The 20851-nt window shown below is 70.0% G+C and carries 17 protein-coding genes; 13 read left to right on the top strand and 4 right to left on the bottom strand.

Annotated elements, in window-relative coordinates; genetic code table 11:
- Nucleotides 1-291: 291 nt before the first annotated feature.
- From wzm to NV263_RS00695, 5 genes are all read left to right on the top strand, one after another.
- Nucleotides 292-1155 (top strand): galactan export ABC transporter permease subunit Wzm/RfbD, encoded by an 864-nt coding sequence (wzm, locus tag NV263_RS00715; protein ID WP_263250408.1) that lies wholly within the window; start codon nt 292-294, stop codon nt 1153-1155.
- 17 nt (nt 1156-1172) lie between these two features.
- Nucleotides 1173-1994 carry a galactan export ABC transporter ATP-binding subunit Wzt/RfbE gene (gene wzt / locus NV263_RS00710; RefSeq protein WP_263250407.1) on the top strand — a complete coding sequence of 274 codons (822 nt, stop codon included), beginning with the start codon at nt 1173-1175 and terminating at the stop codon, nt 1992-1994.
- Nucleotides 1991-2905 carry a galactofuranosyltransferase GlfT1 gene (gene glfT1 / locus NV263_RS00705; RefSeq protein ID WP_263250406.1) on the top strand — a complete coding sequence of 305 codons (915 nt, stop codon included), beginning with the start codon at nt 1991-1993 and terminating at the stop codon, nt 2903-2905. The genes wzt and glfT1 overlap by 4 nt, the downstream gene beginning before the upstream one ends.
- Nucleotides 2906-3061: 156 nt before the next feature.
- A complete protein-coding gene (locus NV263_RS00700) occupies nt 3062-6370 on the top strand; it encodes an arabinosyltransferase domain-containing protein (RefSeq protein ID WP_263250405.1) in 3309 nt (1102 codons plus the stop codon).
- Nucleotides 6371-6522: 152 nt separating this feature from the next.
- Nucleotides 6523-6789, top strand: coding sequence for a hypothetical protein (locus NV263_RS00695; protein WP_263250404.1), 267 nt, complete (start codon nt 6523-6525; stop codon nt 6787-6789).
- Nucleotides 6790-6834: 45 nt separating this feature from the next.
- On the opposite strand, the gene NV263_RS00690 is transcribed toward NV263_RS00695, so the two are convergent.
- Together NV263_RS00690 and NV263_RS00685 are read right to left on the bottom strand one after the other, a co-directional pair.
- Nucleotides 6835-7278 carry a GtrA family protein gene (locus NV263_RS00690; RefSeq protein ID WP_263250403.1) on the bottom strand — a complete coding sequence of 148 codons (444 nt, stop codon included), beginning with the start codon at nt 7276-7278 and terminating at the stop codon, nt 6835-6837.
- A gap of 99 nt (nt 7279-7377) precedes the next feature.
- Nucleotides 7378-7815: a GtrA family protein gene (locus NV263_RS00685; protein ID WP_317630384.1), complete on the bottom strand. Its 438-nt coding sequence runs from the start codon at nt 7813-7815 to the stop codon at nt 7378-7380.
- Nucleotides 7816-8103: 288 nt separating this feature from the next.
- Between NV263_RS00685 and NV263_RS00680 the strand changes: the two genes are divergently transcribed.
- The 8 genes from NV263_RS00680 (at nt 8104) to NV263_RS00645 (ending at nt 19066) form a co-directional block, all read left to right on the top strand.
- Nucleotides 8104-9468, top strand: a complete 1365-nt coding sequence (locus tag NV263_RS00680) for an FAD-binding oxidoreductase (protein WP_263250401.1) — start codon at nt 8104-8106, stop codon at nt 9466-9468.
- Nucleotides 9465-10829 (top strand): FAD-binding oxidoreductase, encoded by a 1365-nt coding sequence (locus NV263_RS00675; protein ID WP_263250400.1) that lies wholly within the window; start codon nt 9465-9467, stop codon nt 10827-10829. The genes NV263_RS00680 and NV263_RS00675 overlap by 4 nt, the downstream gene beginning before the upstream one ends.
- Complete coding sequence (locus NV263_RS00670; protein WP_263250399.1) at nt 10826-11581, top strand: decaprenylphospho-beta-D-erythro-pentofuranosid-2-ulose 2-reductase; 756 nt, start codon at nt 10826-10828, stop codon at nt 11579-11581. The genes NV263_RS00675 and NV263_RS00670 overlap by 4 nt, the downstream gene beginning before the upstream one ends.
- A gap of 296 nt (nt 11582-11877) precedes the next feature.
- A complete protein-coding gene (locus tag NV263_RS00665; RefSeq protein WP_263250398.1) occupies nt 11878-12585 on the top strand; it encodes a DUF4232 domain-containing protein in 708 nt (235 codons plus the stop codon).
- Nucleotides 12586-12731: 146 nt separating this feature from the next.
- The gene (locus NV263_RS00660) at nt 12732-15932 is read left to right on the top strand and encodes an arabinosyltransferase domain-containing protein (protein ID WP_263250397.1); all 3201 of its coding nucleotides are present in this window, start codon (nt 12732-12734) and stop codon (nt 15930-15932) included.
- A gap of 473 nt (nt 15933-16405) precedes the next feature.
- Nucleotides 16406-17407 carry a glycosyltransferase family 2 protein gene (locus tag NV263_RS00655; protein WP_263250396.1) on the top strand — a complete coding sequence of 334 codons (1002 nt, stop codon included), beginning with the start codon at nt 16406-16408 and terminating at the stop codon, nt 17405-17407.
- Complete coding sequence (locus tag NV263_RS00650) at nt 17394-17801, top strand: GtrA family protein (protein ID WP_263250395.1); 408 nt, start codon at nt 17394-17396, stop codon at nt 17799-17801. Before NV263_RS00655 ends, NV263_RS00650 begins: the two co-directional genes overlap by 14 nt.
- The gene (locus NV263_RS00645; RefSeq protein WP_263250394.1) at nt 17798-19066 is read left to right on the top strand and encodes an NAD(P)/FAD-dependent oxidoreductase; all 1269 of its coding nucleotides are present in this window, start codon (nt 17798-17800) and stop codon (nt 19064-19066) included. The genes NV263_RS00650 and NV263_RS00645 overlap by 4 nt, the downstream gene beginning before the upstream one ends.
- Nucleotides 19067-19142: 76 nt before the next feature.
- Here NV263_RS00645 and NV263_RS00640 read toward each other — a convergent pair whose 3' ends face one another.
- Both NV263_RS00640 and NV263_RS00635 read right to left on the bottom strand, forming a co-directional pair.
- Entirely contained in the window at nt 19143-20252 is a 1110-nt protein-coding gene (locus NV263_RS00640) for a decaprenyl-phosphate phosphoribosyltransferase (RefSeq protein WP_263250393.1), read from the bottom strand.
- Nucleotides 20245-20829, bottom strand: a complete 585-nt coding sequence (locus tag NV263_RS00635) for a phosphatase PAP2 family protein (protein ID WP_263250392.1) — start codon at nt 20827-20829, stop codon at nt 20245-20247. The genes NV263_RS00640 and NV263_RS00635 overlap by 8 nt, the downstream gene beginning before the upstream one ends.
- Between the last annotated feature and the right edge of the window lie 22 nt (nt 20830-20851).

Raw genomic sequence — 20851 nt, 5'->3', positions numbered from 1 at the left:
GGGCATCCAAGGGAAATCCACGCCGGAATTCACCGGCCCCGGAACGCACCGCGGGCGGAGCGGAAAGCGGATACCCGATTTCTCGCTCAGCTGCACCGGACAACGCGGTGAGACACGATCGAAACACGTCGGAATCGGCGGCGACCGGCCGTTCGCGTCGAAAGCCGCGGCGTGCCCGCCGGAACCGCCAAATGCACGCCGAGCAGGGCTTTGTCCGATTCTTCCCGACCTCGTCCGCGGGGAGGCGCCCTCGGCCGGAGCGCGCGGAACCTGTCGGTACTCTGACGCACTGTGCAGGCCACGAGCACGGTAGACCGACCCGAAGCCCCAGCCCAGACCGCGTCCCGGAGTTGGCACAAGGCGATCAAGGACCTCAGCCACGGGTTCAGCCAACGCCAGCTGTGGGCCCACCTGGGCTGGCAGGACATCAAGCAGCGATACCGCCGTTCCGTGCTGGGTCCGTTGTGGATCACCATCGGCATGGGCGTGACGGCCGGCGGTCTCGGCCTGATGTACTCCACGATCTTCGGCATGGACGCCAGTCAGTACGTGCCGTACATGACCGTGGGGTTCATGATCTGGTACTTCATCCAGGGCTGCCTGTCGGCCGGGACCGAGGTGTTCATCCAGAACGAGGGCCTGATCAAGCAGCTGCCCGCCCCGATCACGATCCACGTGCTGCGCACCGTGTGGCGGGAGTTCCTGCTGTTCCTGCACAACTTCGTCGTCTACTTCATCATCCTCGCGGTGTTCTGGACGACGATCTCGCCGCACCTGAGCTGGCGGATCGTCACCGTGATCCCGGCGCTGGCGCTGCTGGTGGTCAACGGCGGCTGGGTGGTGCTGCTGTTCGGCGTCGCGAGCACGCGGTTCCGCGACATCCCGCCGGTGGTCAACAGCCTCATGCAGCTGCTGTTCTTCATGTCGCCGATCGTCTGGCCGATCGAGAAGCTGGAGGAGCACGCCGGGCCGCGGGCGGCGCTGGCCCAGATCAACCCGATCTACCACTTCGTGGAGATCATCCGGGCGCCGCTGCTGGGCACCGACCAGCAGTGGCACCACTGGGTCGTGGTGCTCGGCATCACCGCGGGCGGCTGGCTGCTCGCCCTGTTCGTCCTGCGCAACTACCGCGCGCGTGTCGCCTACTGGGTCTGATCGGGAGCTGAGGAACTGTGGTCAGCATCGACGTCTGGAACGCGGCGGTCGACTTCCCGATCTTCGACGCGAAGTCCCGTTCGCTGAAGAAGTCCGTCCTCGGCCGGGCCGGGGGCAAGATCGGCACCGACAGCAAGGTGCCGATCATCGAGGCGCTGCACGACATCGACCTGTCGCTGCGGCACGGTGACCGGGTCGCGCTGGTCGGGCACAACGGCGCGGGGAAATCGACGCTGCTGCGGCTGCTCGCCGGCATCTACGAGCCGACGCGGGGCAGCTCGCGGGTGGTCGGCAAGGTGGCGCCGGTGTTCGACCTCGGCGTCGGCATGGACCCGGAGATCTCCGGGTACGAGAACATCATCATCCGCGGTCTGTTCCTCGGCATGAACCGCCGGGAGATGGAGAAGCGCGTCGACGAGATCGCCGAGTTCACCGAGCTCGGCGACTACCTGGAGATGCCGCTGCGCACCTACTCCACCGGTATGCGGGTGCGGCTCGCGCTGGGCGTGGTGACCTCCATCGACCCGGAGATCCTGATCCTGGACGAGGGCATCGGCGCGGTCGACGCGGAGTTCCTGGAGAAGGCCCGCGACCGGCTGCACGACCTGGTCCGCCGCTCGGGCATCCTGGTCTTCGCCTCGCACTCCGACGAATTCCTCATCGAGCTCTGCGACACGGCCCTGTGGATGGACAAGGGCGGCATCCGGGAGCGGGGATCGCTGCGCACCGTGCTGACCCACTACAAGGGTTACGACCCGTTCGAGTACCTCAGCGAGGAAACCCTGGCCCGGATCGGCGAGTCCGCGGCCTCCACCGCCAGCAAGGAAAGCCAGAGATGAGCACCGACTCCGCACAGCAGCTCCCGGCCGGTTCCGTCGTCGCGGTCATCGTCACCAGGCACCGCCGCGAGCTGCTGGCCGAGTCGCTCAAGGTCGTCGCGACCCAGACCCGGGTGCCCGACCACCTGGTCGTGGTGGACAACGGTCCGGACCAGTCGGCGCGGGACGTGGTCGAGGACTGCCCGGTCCCGTCGACGTACCTGCCCTCGCACCGCAACCTGGGCGGAGCGGGCGGTTTCGCGCTCGGCATGCTGCACGCGCTGTCGCTGGGCGCCGAGTGGGTCTGGCTGGGCGACGACGACGGCCGTCCCGCGGACGAGCACGCGCTGGCGACGCTGCTGGACGTCGCCGAGAAGCGGCGGCTGGCGGCGGTGTCCCCGGTCGTGGTGAACATCAACACGCCGGACCGGCTGGCGTTCCCGCTGCGCCGCGGGCTGACCTGGAAGCGGCGCCCGGCCGAGCTCGGCGACGGCGACTTCCTGCCCGGCATCGCGTCGTTCTTCAACGGCGCGCTGTTCCGGGCGTCGACGCTCGACGTGGTGGGCGTGCCGGACTACCGGCTGTTCGTGCGCGGGGACGAGGTGGAGCTGCACCGCCGGGTGGTGCGCTCCGGCCTGCCGTTCGGCACCACGCTGAAGACCCGCTTCCTGCACCCGGACGGCTCCGACGAGTTCAAGCCGATGCTGGGCGGGCGGTTCCACGCCCAGGACCCGTCGGACGACAACAAGCGCTACTACACGTACCGCAACAGGGGTTATCTGCTGTCGCAGCCCGGAATGCGCAAGATCGGTGCGCTGGAGGTGCTCCGGTTCGGGTTGTACTTCGTGGGTCAGCGGCGCGATCCGAAGGCGTTCCTGGAGTGGCTGCGGCTGGTTCGGCAGGGTCAGCGGGAGCACTTCTTCCGGCGGTGATCGGGAAACAGCGCGGTAAAGCTGCGGTCACAGGACGCTGAGACGGGCCTGAGAGCAACCTGAGTCCGCAGCTCACGGCGTTTCGCGAAGTGTCGGTTCGCACACGCATCCAATGCCGCGAAAAGCCCCGGACCAGCGACTACTATTCTCGCCAACGTGCTCAAGGGCCAGGAAACCAGCCGCCGGACGGATGACGACGCGACACCGTCCGAGAGCGGGCCGAAGCGAGAACCGTCCGCGAAACGGCTGAAGCTGTTCGCGTCGATCCTGGGACTGCTCGGCACGGTGCTGTCCCTGGCGGTGCCCTTCGTTCCGGTCAGCTACGACATCACCACGTTGAAGTGGCCGACCGCCGAAGGAACCAAGTCGGTTTCCGCACCGCTGGTCGCGTACTCCCCCGTCTGGCTCAACGCCGACGTGCCGTGCACCGCGGTGCGCAGCCTCGACGCGCGCACCAACGGTCCGGCGACCCTGTTGAGCACCAACCCGCCGTCGTCGGACTACGGCAAGCTCACCGGGCTGATCCTCCAGGTCGACGGCGGTCACGTGACGCTGCAGAACCGCGGCCAGCAGGTCGGCACGGTGCCGCTGCCGGACGGCGACTGCACCGTCTCGGTGCGCTCCGACGCCTCCGGCACCCGGGCGATCGTGGGCGACCAGCAACTGGCCAACCTGCACGGCGACCAGCGCCCGCAGGTGACCGGCATCTACTCCAGCCTCGACGACAAGGTCGACGACGTGCACGGCCTGTCGTTCCAGGCCCGCGTGGACAACCGCTACGAGAGCTCGCCGACCGACCTCAAGCTGGTCGTGATGGCGTTCGCGGTGCTGGCGTTCATCGGCTCGGTGATCTGCCTGCGGCGGCTGGACGTGCGGGCGGGCCGCCGGCCCCCGAAGCTGGTGCCCCGCGGCTGGTGGAAGCCGACCTTCCGCGACGCCGCGGTCATCCTGGCGCTCATCGGCTGGTGGTGCGCCGGGGCGATGACCTCGGACGACGGCTACATCCTGGACATCGCGCGGGCCCGCGAGAGCGTCGGCTACGTCAGCAACTACTTCCGCTGGTTCGGCGCGCCGGAAGCGCCGTTCGGCTGGTTCTACGAGCTGTACGCGTTGTGGGTGCAGATCTCCACGGCGACGCCGTTCGTGCGGCTGCCCGCGCTGCTGATGGGCATCATCAGCTGGCTGCTGATCAGCCGCGAGGTGCTGCCGAGGCTCGGCCAGCAGGTGCGGCGCAGCAACGCCGCGGGCTGGGCCGCCGCCGCGGTCTTCCTGGCGTTCTGGTTGCCGTACGACAACGGTCTGCGGCCCGAGCCGGTCGTGGTGCTGTTCTCGCTGCTCGCGCTGTGCGCGGTCGAGCGGGCGGTGGCGACCGGGCGGTTGATGCCCGCTGCTCTGGGCCTGGTCGTCGCCGCCCTGTCGGTCGGGGCGAACCCGCACGGCCTGGTGTCCGTGCTGCCCTACATCGCGGCGCTGAAACCGCTGTACCGGCTGGTCCGCAAGCGGGCGCACGAGTTCGGGTGGCTGCCGGTGCTGGCGCCCATCTCGGCGGCCGGTTTCGTGATCCTCACGCTGGTCTTCTCCGACCAGACCTGGCAGTCCGTGATGGACGCCACCAAGCTGCGCACCGAGATCGGCCCCAGCCAGAGCTGGTACGAGGAGCTGAGCCGGTACAACCTGCTGTTCAGCCCGACCCCGGACGGCTCGATGACCCGCCGGTTCCCGGTGCTGCTGGTGATCCTGTGCCTGATCACCTGCGCGGTCGTGCTGCTGCGGCGCAGCCGGATCCGCGGCGCGGCGCTGGGCCCGAGCCGCCGCCTGCTGGCGGTGACCGCGCTGTCGTTCGTGGTGCTGATGCTGACCCCGACCAAGTGGTCGCACCACTTCGGGATCTTCGCCGCCGTCGGCGGTGCGCTGGCCGCGCTGACCGCGCTGGCGACCAGCAGCACGGTGCTGCGGTCCAAGCGCAACCGGGCCGTGTTCTTCGCGATGCTCATGGTGATCCTGGCGTTCGCGACCACCGGCCCCAACGCCTGGTGGTACGTGTCCGGCTGGGGCGTGCCGTGGTTCAACATGCCGCCGCAGCTCAAGGGCCACCACCTGAGCACGGTGCTGCTGATCATCGCGGGCATCGCGCTGATCGTGGCCGTCGTCGAGCACCTGCGCATCGACGAGAACAACCCCGAGGTGGTCGACGAGAGCTTCTCCCGGGAGGAGAAGCGCAGCCGGGCGCTGCGGCTGGGCACCGCTCCGCTGTCGATCATCTGCGCGCTGCTGGTGATCTTCGAGCTGGCGAACTTCGCCAAGGTCATCCAGAAGCAGTGGGGCAGCTACTCGATGGGTGCCGACAACATCAAGCAGATCATGGGCTCCAGCTGCGGTCTGTCGGACTACGTCTACGTGGAGACCAACCCGCTGGCGGGCATGCTGCGGGTGTCCCCCAGCCAGCCGGGCGGCGCCGCGCCGTCCAAGGACCCGGAGATCGGGATGCCGCCGAAGCGGCTGAACGGCAAGGAGGACGCCGACCAGTACCTGCGGGCCAAGATGACCGGGTTCAACCGCAACGGCCTGCCGCCGGACGACAACACCGACCCGGAGAAGCCGGACTGGAAGCCGCCGCACCAGTTCGGCGGGGACAACGCCCCGGTGTGGGGCAGCTACGACCCGGCGGGCGCGAACACCGGCGAGTTCCGCACCCAGTGGTACGACCTGCCCGACCGCGCCCGCAACGGCGAGGTCCCGGTGGTCATCTCGCTGGCCGGTCAGGAGACCGGGGCGAACTCGGTCTACCTGGAGTTCGGCCGGGACACCGACCACGGCTTCGAGGTGCTGCACCGGCAGTACGTGCAGCAGGGACCGGCGCCGCAGTGGCGGGACTACCGCTACACCGTCGCGGACAAGGCCAAGGACGCCACGAAGGTGCGCGTCGTGGCGGTGGACAACTCGCTCGGCCCGAAGGGCTGGGTGGCGGTCAGCGCGCCGCGCACGCCGCAGCTGGTCAACATGACCGACTTCGTCGGTGACCAGCCGGCGTTCGTGGAGTGGACCGCCGCGCTGGTGCACCCGTGCCTGCAGATCCCGGGCGTGCACAACGGCATCGCGGAGATCCCGAAGTTCCGGGTGTCGGCGGGTGCCGAGGTCCGCGACATCGGCCAGGGCTGGTCGTCGCCGGACGCGGGCGGCCCGTTCGGCTGGATGAACGTGGCCACCAGCATGCGCGAGCTGCCGACGTACCTGAAGAACAACATCCACCGCGACTGGGGCTCGCTGTACGCGGTCGACCCGTACGACCCCGACGCGCTGCCCGCCCAGGCCGCGATGGACGTGCACACCGAGACGCACTGGGGCACGTGGACGCCGGGGCCGCTGACGCGGACCGTCCAGCTGCCCGGTGACGTGCCGAACTCGGACGACCGCAACGACGTCAAGCCGTTCCCGGCGTCCGATCCCGACCAGCAGCAGCAGTGACGCGGTAGCGAGGGGTGCCCCGTTCTTCCGAGCGGGGCACCCCTCGTCGTCGCTACGCCCTGGGCGAAAGTGCCTGGTCCACCGCCGTGAGGGCGTTTGCCGAGGGTGAAACGACCTGTCGACGGCGCGGTGTTCGTGGTGCTCTGGTCGCCATGACCACTTCGCGCCCAGGACTCGTCCTGCACCTCACCGGAATCGCCCAGCCCGTGCACGTCGCCCTCGACCCCGCGGAGGCGGAGTCCCTCCGGGACGTCCTCGCCGACCTGATGGCCGCCGGCCAGCCGACGGCCCTCCGGACGGCTGACGGCGGCCGGTTCTCGGTGAACTTCGCCCACGTCGCCACGGCCCACGTCGAGTCGTACCGCTCGGACGCCCACGCCTACGGCTCGCCCTCCCGCAGCGCCGGTTTCGGGGCCTGAGAGCCCGTCGTTGCGGGTGACGGAACCTCCACCGGCACGCCCGGATCACTCGCGGAAGACGACCCACTTGAGCATCACGAAGTTGATCAGGGTCGCCAGCGCCTGCGCGACGGTCCAGCAGATCGCGTAGCGGACCTGCTCGCCGTAGGCCAGGGCGAAGTGCGGCAACGTCAGGTACAGCAGCTGGTTGGTGCCGACGTTGACGAAGAACGTGACGCCGTAGACCAGGCCGAAGCCCAGCGCCTTCGCCGTGGTGTTCCCGGTGCTCGCGCCCCGGAAGGTGAACTTCCGGTTGATCACGTAGGAGGTGGAGGTCCCGAGGACGAACGACACGGCCTTGCACGCCCAGTTCGGCAGCCCCAGGGCGAGCAGCAGCGAGTAGGTGCCCGCGTCGATGACCGCGCAGCCACCGCCGATGACGACGAAGCGGAACAGCTGGTTGAACAGCCCGAGACGCTTCCCGGTCGTCTGCGGTCCGGCCACGGCCACTGGGTCACCTCGGGATCTGCGACGCGCGCACGACCCGGCGAGTGTAGCCACGATCCGCCGCGCCCGACCGGTTGCGAGCACCCGACCGCGCGGCGGAGGTCACTCGCGGAAGACGACCCACTTGAGCATCACGAAGTTGATCAGCGTGCCGAGCCCCTGGCCGACCACCCAGCAGATGCCGAGCAGCAGGGAGTTGCCCTGCGCGTGGGTCAGCGTGGTGAGCAGCTGGTTGGTGCCCCAGTTCACGAAGAACGTGACGATGTAGACCAGCGCGAAAGCACCCGCCTTGGCGGTGGTGTTGCCGGTGTTCGCGCCGTGGAACGTCAACTTGCGGTTGAGCAGGTACGACGTGGACGTACCGAGGATGAAGCTGATCGCCCGGGACAGCCAGATCGGCCACCCGAGGGCCAGCATCAACGAGTAGGTGCCCGCGTCGATGACCGCGCAGCCGCCACCGATGACGACGAAGCGGATCAACTGGTGGAAGACACCGAGGCGCTTCCGGGACGCCTCCGGTTCGACGGTGGATTCGGCCACGGCCACTGGTTCACCTCGGAATCTGGGACGAGTGGGCCCTCGGACACACGACCCCGGCGAGTGTAGCGACGCCGCACCGCGGCCCGACGCCGACCGCCCACCACCCGGGAAACGCCCTTTTCCCGGCGAATGTCCGTTCTTCCGCTCGGCTCCGGTCGCACCCGCGACGCCCCCTCCGCAGGACGATCACCAGGCGGATTCGCGTGGAATGGCACCGGTTTTCCCCTTCGGCCCGGCCCGGTGCGGGGCTACCGGGGCTGCGAGCAGCGCGCGGATAGACTCGGCTGGGTGGGATCGGTAAAGGACGAGCTTCGAACGCTGACCGGGTGGGGGCGAACAGCCCCGACCAGGGCTCGCGTCATCAGCACCCCCGACGTCGAGGAGATCGCGCGCGCGGTGCGCGAGTCCGGTGATCGCGGTGTCATCGCGCGCGGCCTGGGCCGCAGCTACGGCGACCCGTCGCAGAACGCCGGCGGCACCGTCATCGACATGACCGCGCTGGACCGGATCCACCGGATCGACGTGGACGGGGCCACGGTCGTCGTCGACGCGGGCGTGTCGCTGGACACGCTGATGCGCAGGCTGCTGCCGCACGGGCTGTGGATCCCGGTGCTGCCGGGCACCCGGCAGGTCACCGTCGGCGGCGCCATCGGCTCGGACATCCACGGCAAGAACCACCACTCGCAGGGCTCCTTCGGCAGCCACGTGCTCGCGATGGACCTGCTCACCGCCGACGGCGAGGTGCACACCCTCACCCCGGACGGCGAGGGGTCCGAGTTGTTCTGGGCCACCGTCGGCGGCATGGGCCTGACCGGCATCATCCTGAACGCGACGATCCAGCTCAAGCGCGTCGAAACCGCCTACTTCCTGGTGGACAACGTCCAGACCAAGAACCTGGACGAGCTGATCGAGCACTTCACCGACGGTTCGGACGACAACTACGTCTACTCCGTCGCCTGGTTCGACTCGCTGGCCCGCGGCGACAAGATGGGTCGCGCGCTGCTGACCCGCGGCAACTCCGCGAAGCTGGAGGACCTGCCGAAGAAGCTGCGCAAGGACCCGCTGAAGTTCAACGCGCCGCAGCTGATGACCGCCCCACCGATCTTCCCCAACGGCCTGGTCAACAAGTTCACCATCACCGCGTTCAACGAGCTCTGGTACCGCAAGGCGCCGACGAAGTACGGACTGGTGCAGAACATCACCCAGTTCTTCCACCCGCTCGACCTGGTCGGCGAGTGGAACCGGGTGTACGGCTCGAACGGCTTCCTCCAGTACCAGTTCATGGTGCCGTTCGGCCAGGAGGCGATGTTCCGCCGCTCGATCGACAAGATCAGCGCGTCGGGCCACGTGTCGTTCCTCAACGTGCTCAAGACGTTCGGCAAGGCCAACCCGGCGCCGATGTCGTTCCCGCGCGAGGGTTGGACGTTGACCGTCGACATCCCGATCACGCCGGGCCTGGACCGGCTGTGCCGGGAGCTGGACGAGATGGTGCTGGAGGCGGGCGGCCGGCTGTACCTGGCCAAGGAATCCCGCACCACGCCCGAGATGATCGAGCGGATGTACCCCCGCATCGGCGAGTGGCGCAAGATCCGCGACTCCGTCGACCCGGACGGCGTCTTCCACTCCGACCTGTCCCGGAGGCTCAAGCTGTGACAACAGCACTGCAGACCAAGGAACTGGTGGGCTGGGCGCGCACCGCCCCTTCGCGGGCGCGCGTGCTCAGCACCACGGACATCGACGCGATCGCGGAAGCGGTCCGCACCGCCGACGAGCGCGGCGTCATCGCCCGCGGCCTGGGTCGCAGCTACGGCGATGTCGCGCAGAACGCCGGCGGCGTGGTCATCGACATGACGAGGCTGAACCGGATCCACGAGATCGACCCGGACACCGCGATGGTGGACGTGGACGCCGGGGTCAGCCTGGACCAGCTGATGAAGGCAGCGCTGCCCTACGGCCTGTGGGTTCCGGTGCTGCCGGGCACCCGCCAGGTCACCGTCGGCGGCGCGATCGCCAACGACATCCACGGCAAGAACCACCACAGCGCCGGGAGTTTCGGCAATCACGTGGTGTCGATGGACCTGCTCACCGCCGACGGCCAGGTCCGCACGCTGACCCCGGAGGGCGAGGACGCCGAGCTGTTCTGGGCCACCGTCGCGGGCATCGGGCTGACCGGCATCATCCTCCGGGCGAAGATCAGGATGACCCGGACGGAGACCGCCTACTTCATCGCCGACGTCGACCGGACCGCCAACCTCGACGAGACGATCGAGCTGTTCAACGACGGTTCCGACGACAGGTACACCTACTCCTCGGCGTGGTTCGACACGATCTCCACCGGGCCGAAGCTGGGCCGCGCCGCGTTCGGCCGGGGCTCGCTCGCCACGGTCGACCAGCTGCCGCCGAAGCTGCGCGCGAACCCGCTGAAGTTCGACGCGCCGCAGCTGCTGACGCTGCCGGACGTCTTCCCGCCGGGACTGGCGAACAAGCTGTCGTTCAGCGCGATCGGCGAGCTGTACTACCGCAAGACCCCGAAGCGGGGCCGGAACCTGATCCAGAACCTCACCGCCTTCTACCACCCGCTCGACATGATCGGCGAGTGGAACCGGGCGTACGGGTCCCAGGGCTTCCTGCAGTACCAGTTCTCCCTGCCCTACGGCAAGGAAGAAGACCTCAAGCGGATCACGCGCAAGATCGCGCACTCCGGGCACGTCTCGTTCCTCAACGTCATCAAGAAGATGGGCGAGGGCAACCGGGCGCCGCTGTCCTACCCGCACCCGGGTTGGCTGGTGTGCCTGGACTTCCCGATCGTGGACGGGCTGGGTCGGTTCTGCACCGAGCTGGATGAGGACGTCCTCGCGCTGGGCGGCCGGCTGTACACCGCGAAGGACTCGCGGACCACGGCGGAGACGTTCCACAAGATGTACCCGCGAGTCGACGAGTTCCGCAAAATCCGCCAATCCGTTGACCCCGAAGGCATTTTCGCCTCAGACATGAGCCGGAGGCTTGAGCTGTGATCGACGCAGTCGGTAACCCCCAGTCCCTGCTTGTCCTCGGCGGCACCTCCGACATCGCGCTCGCGACCGCGGAGAAGTACGCCGCGCAGCGCCCGCTGCGGATCGTGCTCGCCGCCCGTCCGTCCGACCGGTTGGAGGCCGCGGCGGAGCGGCTGCGCAAGACCGGCGGCACCGTGACCACCGTGCCGTTCGACGCGCGCGACCCCGAGACCCACGCCGAGGTGGTCGAGAAGGCGTTCGCCGACGGCGACATCGACATCACCCTGGTCGCGTTCGGCGTCCAGGGCGACAACGAGAAGGGGTGGACCGACGTCGAGGCCGCCCGCGAGGTCGCCGAGGTCAACTACGTCGCCCCGGTGACGCTGGGCGTGCGGCTGGCCGAGAAGCTGCGCAAGCAGGGCCACGGCCACCTGGTGCTGATGTCGTCCCCGGCCGCCGAACGCGCCCGCCGGTCGAACTTCGTCTACGGCGCGTCGAAGGCGGGTGCGGACGCGTTCTACACCGGTCTGACCTACGCGCTCAGCGACGCGGGCGTGAAGGTCACCGTGGTGCGCCCGAACTTCGTGCACACCAAGCTGACCGAGGGCATGAAGCCCGCTCCGATGGCGCAGGCTCCCGAGCAGGTCGCGGAGTCCATCGTGGACGCCGTCCGCAAGGGCAAGGAGCAGGTGTGGGCGCCGGCGCAGATGCGCTGGGTGATGACGGTCCTGCGGCACCTGCCGCGGGTCGTCTTCCGCCGCCTGCCGTTCTGATCCGCCACGCGTGCGCGGGGCCGCCGGACTCCGGCGGCCCCGCGCCGCTTTTTCCAGCCGGAATTCCGCTCGGCGACGCGAAATTCCGGTCTTTTCGCGGGCAGTTCGGCCAGTGCTCCGGAATTCCCGCCCGCCGACCGCGAAGTTTCGATCCGATATAGTGGACCGCGAACAGCTCCGATTTCTGATACGGACCCGATCGTGATCGGCATCACACCGAATTCGGGGAACGGGGAGATCGACGAGCCGTCCATAGGGGTGGAAGGCAATGACCACCACGCCTTGAGGGGGCTCGAATGCACTTGCGCCGCACCGGACATGCCCTGTTAGCCGCGGGAACTCTCGCGGTGTCGCTGAGCGCCTGCGGCACGTTGACCGTCTCGACCTCGCCCACGCAGCCGCAGGCGGGGACCGCCACCGCTTCGAACGTCGGGGCACCGACCGAGGTGAGCGGCAGCTCGACCGACTCGTCGAAGTCCTCCGACGCGCAGGAATCCTCCGACGCTTCCGACTCCTCGGAGCAGTCCTCGCGCACCTCCACCACCGATCCGGGCACCGGTTCTGCGGACTCCGCCGCCGTCGCGGAATGCGACGCGAACGCGCTCCAGGCGTCGTTCGGCCACCACGAGGAACCCGGCACCTCGTCCCAGCTGGGTTACATCAACGTGCGCAACATTTCGGGGAAGTCCTGCCACCTGCGCACCGACTACCCGTGGGTCCAGTTCACCAACCGCGAAGCGCAGCCCAGCGAGGGCATCGGCTACCTGCAGGACACCTCGATGCCGCCGGTCAGCATCACCCTGGCGCCCAACGAGTCGGCGAGCTCGCGGCTCTACTGGCAGGAGGACGGGCCGTCCCAGAGCATCGTCTGGGCGCTGAACATGACGGTGCGCCCCGGTGATCGGATCATCGAGATGGACCCCACGGACCAGGGCCAGCCGGGGCAGACGTTCCCCGTCGGTTCCAGCCAGGTCTACGTCGGCGCGTTCCGCAAGGACGGCTGACCCCCGTCGGCCGCCCGGCGGTGTTCGGGCGGCCGACTCCTTCCCGGCTGCGTTCGTCCGGATGATTTCGGCGCGCCGACGGACACGTGCTGCGCTCGATTCGCCACGATGTGCGGGCAGACCGCGCCGGACGACGAGGAGCACGGGTGAAGCACTGGAGCGGCTCGGCCCAGCTGGATCCGCCTGCCGGACCGCAGCCCACCGGAACCGGGGGCGCTCCGATGCCGCGCACGCGGCTGTGGCTGGCGCACCTGATCGGGTTGTGCGTCGGCGTCGCCGGGATCGGCTGCGCCGTCGCCTTGCCGTTCGCGCCGGTGTGGCTGGACCGGACCGACGTGCACTGGCCGAACGGACCCGTCGAGTCGACGACCGCGTTCTTCGCGCCGTACCGGCCCGCCGAGTTCGACGCGACCGTCCCCTGCTCGGCGCTGCGGGCCGCGCTCGACCGCCCGCACCCCACCGCGGTCCTGTCCACGCTCCCCCCGGGCAGCGACCGGGACGGCCTGGTGCTCACCACCCGGCAGGGCCGCCCCGAACTGCTGCTGGGCCAGCGGGAAATACCGCTACCACCGCTCGGCGCGGACTGCGGTCTGCGGATCCACGCCGACGGCCACGGGTCGCTGGTGGCGCCGGGCGGGCAGCCGCCGATCGCGTTGCCCGGGATCCTGCCCCCGGAGATCTTCACCTTCAGCACCGACCTCGGCCCGCAGCAGGCGGCCGGCATCTCCGTCGACGCCCACCCGTACTCGTGGTTCGACACCACGTCGACCGAGCTGAAGACGACGCTCGTCGCGGCCGCGATCGTGCTCGCCGCGCTCTCGCTGGGTCTGCTGCTCGCGCACGCCCCGCCGTCGCCGGCGACGCTGGTCACCGCCCGTTTCAACCCGACGGCACCGGTGCTGGTTGATGCCGCCGTGCTGGCGGTGCTCGGGTTGTGGCTGGTCATCGGGCCGACGACGGACGACGACGGCTTCGCGATGATGACCGTGCGCAACTACGCCGACAGCGGGGACATCGGCAACTACTACCGCTGGTTCAACGCCTCGGAAGCCCCGTTCACGCTGGTGCAGCACCTGATGCGGTGGGTTTCGGCGCACAGCCTGGCCCCGGCGTGGCTGCGGGTGCCCAGCGTCGTCGCCGGAGTGCTGACGTGGCTGCTGGCCAGCCGCGGCGTGGCGGAGCCGCTGTGCCGGGGAACGCGGCGGTTACCGCTGCACCTGGTCACCGCGGTGTTCTTCCTGGCCTGCTGGTTGCCCTTCGGGCTGGGCATCCGCCCGGAGCCGTTCGTCGCGCTCGGCATGACCGCGCTCGTCGCCGCACTGCTCAAGGCGGAGCGCTCGCAGGCACCGTTGTTCTGGCTGGGCACCGCGGCGCTGGTCGCGGGGTTGACGGTGGCCGTCACGCCGACCGGGGTGGCCGCCGTGCTGACCGTCCTGGTCTTCGCCGGGCGGATCTGGCGGATCGTGGTGCGGCGCGACGCGCTGACGCGCTGGATCGCGATCCCGGCGCGCGTCGCGCTGCTCGGTTGCCTCGGTTCGGTCGGGCTCGTCGCGATGTTCGCCGACTCGACCTGGAACGGGGTCCGGCGGGCGACCGAGATCCACGACGAGTTCGGCCCGAGTCTGGGCTGGTACCAGGAGTTCGAGCGCTACGCGGCGCTGCTGGGCACCACGTTCTGGGGCAACGCGGGCAAGCGGCTGGCGGTGTTCCTGGTCCTCACGGCACTGCTGCTCACCGCGGCCTGCCTGCTCCGGCAGGTGCACCGCTGGGCGCGGACGACCGACCTGCCGCTGCTGGTCGGCTCGGTCGCGGCGGTGTTCGTCGCGCTGTGGCTGACCCCGTCGAAGTGGTCGCACCACTTCGGGGCGTTCGCCGGGGTCGGGGCCGCGCTGCTGGCGACGACGACGGTCGTGCTGGCCCGGCTCGGACGGCTCCGGCAGGCGCGGCGGGAGGCCCGGCTGCTGGGAGTGGTCGGCGGGCTGGCGGCGGCAGCGGCGGCGGCCGTGTCGTTCAGCGGGCCGAACCAGTGGCCCACCTTCTCCCGGATCGCGGTGCCCTGGGCGGACACGCCGATCCGCCCGGGCGGGCTACCGCTGGACAGCCCGGTGGCCTGGCTGGCGGTCGGCGCGGCCTGCGGCGCCGGGGCGTACGCCCTCGTCCGGCTGCGGGCCCTGCTGGGAGGCGCTCCCCGCCCCGGTCACGCGTGGACGGTGGTGCCGTCGTCGATCCTGTCGCTGGCCGCGCTGACGTCGGTGGCCGTGCTGCTCGGCTCGTTCCTCGCGGTCCCGCGGGTGATGGGCGAGCGGTTCTCCCTCGCGCGCACCAACGTGCAGAGCCTGCGCGGCTCCAGCTGCGGGATCGAGAACCAGATCGAGGCGGTGCCGTTCGCGCACCGGCTGTTCCCGGTCCAGGGAGCCGCCGACCTCGACGGGTTCACCCCGGGCGGGCCCGTGCCGCAGGACGCCGAACTGCGCGCGGACCGCGCCGGCGGGCCGCTGCGCCCGGTGCCGCACGCGGACGACGAGAAACCCGCGGGCGAGGTGCGCCCGGTGGCGTCCACGCCGTTCACCTGGACCAGCGGCGCTCCGCAGAACACCGGAACCCTGACCACGCAGTGGTTCGCCCTGCCCGGGCTGGGTTCCAACCAAGCGCTCGGCGTGTGGTTGGCGGGCCGCCCGGAACAGGGCAACTCGGTGAGCCTGGAGTTCGGCACCGCCGACGGCCGGCGGGTCCGCCCGGTCCACGTGCAGGAGCTGCGCGACCCCCCGCCGACGGAACTGCCCTTCGACGACCCCAAGCAGGGCCGCCCGCAGCACTGGCGCGATTTCCGGCCCTGGCGGCTGTTCACCGTCGACGCGCGCGACGTCCCGCCCGGCGCGGACCGGGTCCGGGTGCACGCGGTCGACCGCACCACCGACGAACAGGGCTGGTTGCGGGTGAGCGCGCCCTCGGTCCGCGACGTGGTGCCGCTGTCGCGGGTGCTCGACGGGCAGCAACCGGAGTTGATCGACTGGTCGATCAGCTTCCTGTTCCCGTGCCGGTTCGGCTACCCGGACGTCGGGCACGGCCTCGCCGCGAGCCCCGGCGTGCTCGTCTCCCCGGGCAGCGGTGAGTGGTCGATGACCTACGACCCGCAGTGGGGCGGGGTGTTCGCGGGCGTGCCGATGATGTCGCAGCGCTTCGAGGTGCCCGCCCGGCTGCGCGACGCCCCCGGCGTGAACTGGGGCCACGTCTACGCGGTGAGCTACGACGTCCCCCGCGACGCCTACGCCACGACCCGGCACCGCGAGGTCGTCGGCGGCGCGGACGGCGACGGCCCGTACCCCTTCACGCTGCACCAGCGATGAGTCCCACCGTCCACAACGGACTACTGGCGCGAAATACCGTCCGAATGGACGCACCGCTTCGGCGCGCTGGGCGGTGTCGGAGCCACTACCCTGGTCGCGGCGTGGTGCTGATCACACCTCGCCTGCCGTGTTCGCGGAGCGGAACCGGCGCTTCGACCGCTCGCTGGACGCCCGCCTCGGTCGGCGCAGGAGCAGGGGGTGACGGTGGCGATCGTGTTGCCCGTCGGCACCCCGCCGCTGCGCCGAGCGGGCGGTTGCTCGGCAGCCACCGGACCGAGCGAGCGACCGGGCGGCGCGGCGACCAGGCCGGTCGGTCCCCGGAAAGGGCTATGCGCTCGACCGCCCGCGGTGACCGACCGTCCGGACGACGGCGGACGGCATCACCTCATCGAGGTTGATTTCCCGTGTCCCGGCAACCGTTCCGACGTCCACGGCGTTGCAGTTCCACGGTGGGGTTGGCGAGGGGAGTGACCATGGCCGACACGGTGCGCCGACAGGCCCCGTTCCCGCAGCAGCGGGCCTGTGACGCGGATCCGCCGAGACTGGTCTCGTACGTGCTGCCGGTGTTCAACGAGGAGGCCGGGATCCGGCGCTTCCACGAGGAACTGACCGCCGCGGTGAGCGCCCGCCCCGAGTACGACTTCGAGTTCGTCTACGTCAACGACGGCTCCGACGACGGGTCGCTGGCCCAGCTGCACGAGATGGCCGAGCACGACCCGCGGGTGCGGGTGGTGGACTTCTCCCGCAACTTCGGCCACCAGATCGCCATCACCGCCGGGCTCGACCACGCCACCGGCGACGCGGTGATCATCATGGACACCGACCTGCAGGACCCGCCCAAGGTCAGCCTCGAACTCATCGACACCTGGGCGGACGGGGCCGAGATCGTGTCCGCGCGCCGCCGCACCCGGCGGGACACCGCCTTCAAGCGCCTCACCGCGCACACCTACTACCGCGTGCTGCGGCGCTGCGCGGACGTCGAGATCCCCGTCGACACCGGGGACTTCCGGCTGCTGGACCGGCGCGCCGCCGAGGAGCTGCGCGGCTTCCGGGAACGCAGCCGGTTCATCCGCGGCATGGTCGCGTCGATGGGGTTCCGGCACGCCGAGGTGCTGTTCGACCGGGACGAGCGCGTCGCAGGCGAGACGAAGTACCCGATGCGCAAGATGCTGCGGCTGGCCGCCGACGGCGTGACCAGCTTCTCCACCGCGCCGCTCAAGCTGATCACTCGGATGGGTTTCGTGAGCCTCGCCCTGGCGATGCTCGGCATCACCTACGCTGTGGCGCTCCGCGTCTTCTTCCCGGCGATCACCGTGTCCGGGTGGACGATGCTCATGGTCGCGATGCTGTTCCTCGGTGGTGTGCAGATGCTGTCCCTGGGCGTGATCGGCAGCTACATCGGCCGCATCTACAGCGAGGTGCAGCAACGCCCCCTCTACATCGTGCGGAAAGTGATCCGGCATGACCAGGACTGAGGCCCCGGTGGCCGACGAGCAGCCGACCGGCCGGTCGCTGCTGCTGTACGCGCTGATCGGCGGCAGCGGGGTGGTGCTGGACTACCTGCTGTTCCTGCTGCTGTTCAACGTCGTCGGACTGCACCCGCAACTGGCCAACGCGATCAGCACCACCGCGGGCATCACCAACAACTTCGCGCTCAACGCGCGGTTCAACTTCCGCAAGCGGGACCGGATCCTGGTGCGGTTCGCGCGGTTCTACGCCGTCGGCCTCGCCGGCATCGTCCTGACCTTCGTGCTGCTCCAGGTCTTCTCGGGGCTGCTGGGCATCGACCCGAACCTGGTGAAGGCGGGTTCGCTGCCGGTCGTGCTCGCTTTCCAGTACACGATCAACCGGAAGTGGAGTTTCGGATGAGGCTGGGCATCGTCGGGGCGGGTGCCACCGGGCTGACCGCCGCGTTCGACGCGGTCAAGGCGGGGCACGACGTCACCGTCCTGGAAGCGTCCGCCGAACCCGGCGGCCTGGCCGCGTCGATCGAGGTCGGCGGCACCGCGCTGGAACGCTTCTACCACCACAGCTTCAAGACCGATCGGGCCATGGTCGAACTCATCGAGGAGCTCGGGCTCGGTCACCGGTTGCGGTTCCACCGCCCCCGCACCGGCGTCTACGTCGGCGGGCGGTTGCACGACTTCGGCACCCCGGCGGAGATGCTGCGCTTCCCCGGGTTCTCGCTGCTCGACCGGCTGCGCTTCGGCGCCTCGTCCGCGGTGCTCAAGGCGGTCCGCGACGGACAGCGGTTCGGCTCGGTGCGGGCGCTGGACTGGATGCGGCGCTGGGCCGGGCGGCGCGTCACCGAGACGATCTGGGAACCGCTGCTGACCGGCAAGTTCGGCCCGCACGCCGCGGACATCTCGATGGCCTGGCTGTGGGCGCGCATCCACTACCGCACCTTCGAGCTCGGCTACGTGCACGGCGGCTTCGAGCAGGTCTACCAGGCGCTGCTGGACGCGGTGACCGAACGCGGCGGCAAGGTCGAGTTCGGCAAACCGGTGTCGACGATCCGCCAACCCGAGCAGGACGTGCTGGTGCGGACCTCCGACGGCAGCGGGTACCAGTTCGACCACCTGATCGCCACCGTCCCGCAGCCGGTGTTCGCCGAGGCCGCGGGCGTGGCGACCGACCACGTGCTGTGGCGCAACCAGTACCTCGGCGCGACCTGCTTCGTGCTGGAGTGCGACCGCAGCGTCATCCCGTACTACTGGCTGAACATCAACGACACCGCGTTCCCGTTCCTGGCCGTCGTCGAGCACACGAACATGGTCGACCGCGCCGAGTACGGCGGTCGGCACGTCGTCTACGTCGGCAACTACGTGCCGCGCGACGACTGGCGGTTCACCACCGACCCCGCCGAGCTGCTGGACCGCTACGTGCCGTGGCTGCGCGAGCTGAACCCGGACTTCGACCGCTCGTGGATCCTGGACTGGCACTTCTCCCGCGCTGGCTTCGCCCAGCCGATCGTGACCCCGCGGTACCGCTCGATGATCCCCGGCCACCGCACGTCGATGCCGGGAGTGACGCTGGCCACGATGTCCCAGATCTACCCCCAGGACCGCGGCCAGAGCTACGCGATCGCCATGGCCCACGACGTCGTCCACCAGCTGGGCCTCGACCGTCCCTGAGCCGATCAGCGCGCGAGCTCCGCCAGATGCGCGAGCGCCCCCTGGTGGCACCAGGGGGCGCTCGGCGAGTCGCGCTCTACAGGTAGAAGGCCAGCGCCAGGCAGCCCGCGAGGATGGCGCCGAGGACCATGAGGATCTTGTCCTTGAGGACCACTTCCTCGGGTTCGCCCGCCACGCCCTTGTCGATGTCCACCGCGTAGCGCAGGATCGCCACGACCATCGGGATCGCCGAGATCAGACCCCAGCGGGACTGGACCTCCTCGCGGATGTCGTAGGCCCACAGGGTGTAGGACATGATCGTGATCGCTGCCGCGATGGCCCACACGAACCGCAGGTAGGACGGCGAGTACGCCTTCAACGACTTGCGGATCTTGGCGCCGGTCTCGGCCGCCAGCTTGACCTCGGCGTAGCGCTTGCCCGCCACCATGAACAGCGAGCCGAACGCCACCACCAGGTAGAACCACTGCGTGATGGCCAGGCCGGCGGCCGCGCCACCGGCGATCGAGCGCAGCAGGAAGCCGGACGCCACGATGCACAGGTCGATCACCGGCTGGTGCTTGAGGCCGAAGCAGTAGCCGAGCTGCACCGCGATGTAGACCGCCATCACCGCCAGCAGGGTGTGGCTGGTCACCGCCGAGATGGCCAGCGAGCCGCCGAGCAGCAGCACGCAGACCACGTAGGCGATCGGCACCGGGATCAGCCCGGCCGCGATCGGCCGGTTCCGCTTCGTCGGGTGGGCCCGGTCGGCCTCCACGTCGATGGCGTCGTTGACGAAGTAGATGCCCGACGCCGCCATCGAGAACACCACGAACGCGACGACGGCCTTGACCAGGACGTCCGGGTTCAGGATCTGGCCGGCCAGGAACGGCACGGCCAGCACCAGGACGTTCTTCACCCACTGCTTCGGGCGCAGTTCCTTGATCAGGCCGGTGACCAGGCCGGACATCGTGCCCGCCTTGGCGGTGACCTTCGCGTGGTAGGCGTCGGACGCGCGGTCCTTGACGTCGTCGTTCTTGGCCTGCTCCGGTTCGAGGGCCTCGTCGCCGAACTCGGCGCCGATGGTGCCCTCGGCGTCGGCCTCGATCTCGGCCGCGGCCTCCTCGGAACGCACCGGGTGCTCGGCCTGGCCTGGGTCCGCGGTCGGCTCCTCGCTGACGGCCGCACCGGTCTTCTTCTTGTCAGCCACGGTTCCTCCGCCGTCTCATGAATCGCCGCACGCCCCACGCCACGGCACCGCCGAGCGCGGAACCGGCGACCACATCGCTCGGATAATGAACCCCCAGGACAAGCCGGCTGACCATCATCGGCGGCACCAGCGCCGGGGTCAGCTTCTTGCCCGTCAACCCGCCGTAGAGCACCGCGGCGGCCGTCGTGGACGTCGCGTGCGAGGACGGGAAGCTCAACTTGCTCGGCGTACCGACCAGGACCTGCACGTCGGGGTCGGCCGGGCGGCGGCGGCGCACCACCCGCTTGACCGCGATGGACGCCCCGTGGGCGGCGGCGACGCCGGCCGCGGCGGTCAGCCACTCGCCGCGGCGCTTGCGGTCGACCAGCGCGCCGAGCGCGCCGATCGCCAGCCAGCCGCCGGCGTGCTCGCCGAACAGCGACATCGCCTGCGCGGTCTTCACCACCGCGGGCTTGGCCAGCACGCCCTGCACCTTGCGCAGCGCGACGGTCTCGGGGGTGACCGCCGACCGCGCTTCGTCGGTCTGCGCGGCGCCCTGCTCGTCCGGCAGGGGCGCCGAGGTCAGTTCTGCGGACACTTCTTCTCCGGGGACTCGGGTC

This window comes from Saccharopolyspora rosea, from assembly GCF_025643595.1.
GTDB lineage: Bacteria > Actinomycetota > Actinomycetes > Mycobacteriales > Pseudonocardiaceae > Saccharopolyspora > Saccharopolyspora rosea.
Note: the sequence above shows the minus strand (reverse complement) of the source record. Positions and strands in the feature narration are given on the sequence as shown.

Bases quoted from the DNA above. Each gene is read 5' to 3' on its own strand.
- glfT1 (WP_263250406.1), top strand. From the start codon at position 1,991: ATGAGCACCGACTCCGCACAGCAGCTCCCGGCCGGTTCCGTCGTCGCG.
- NV263_RS00695 (WP_263250404.1), top strand. From the start codon at position 6,523: ATGACCACTTCGCGCCCAGGACTCGTCCTGCACCTCACCGGAATCGCC.
- NV263_RS00665 (WP_263250398.1), top strand. From the start codon at position 11,878: ATGCACTTGCGCCGCACCGGACATGCCCTGTTAGCCGCGGGAACTCTC.
- NV263_RS00655 (WP_263250396.1), top strand. From the start codon at position 16,406: ATGGCCGACACGGTGCGCCGACAGGCCCCGTTCCCGCAGCAGCGGGCC.
- NV263_RS00650 (WP_263250395.1), top strand. From the start codon at position 17,394: ATGACCAGGACTGAGGCCCCGGTGGCCGACGAGCAGCCGACCGGCCGG.
- NV263_RS00645 (WP_263250394.1), top strand. From the start codon at position 17,798: ATGAGGCTGGGCATCGTCGGGGCGGGTGCCACCGGGCTGACCGCCGCG.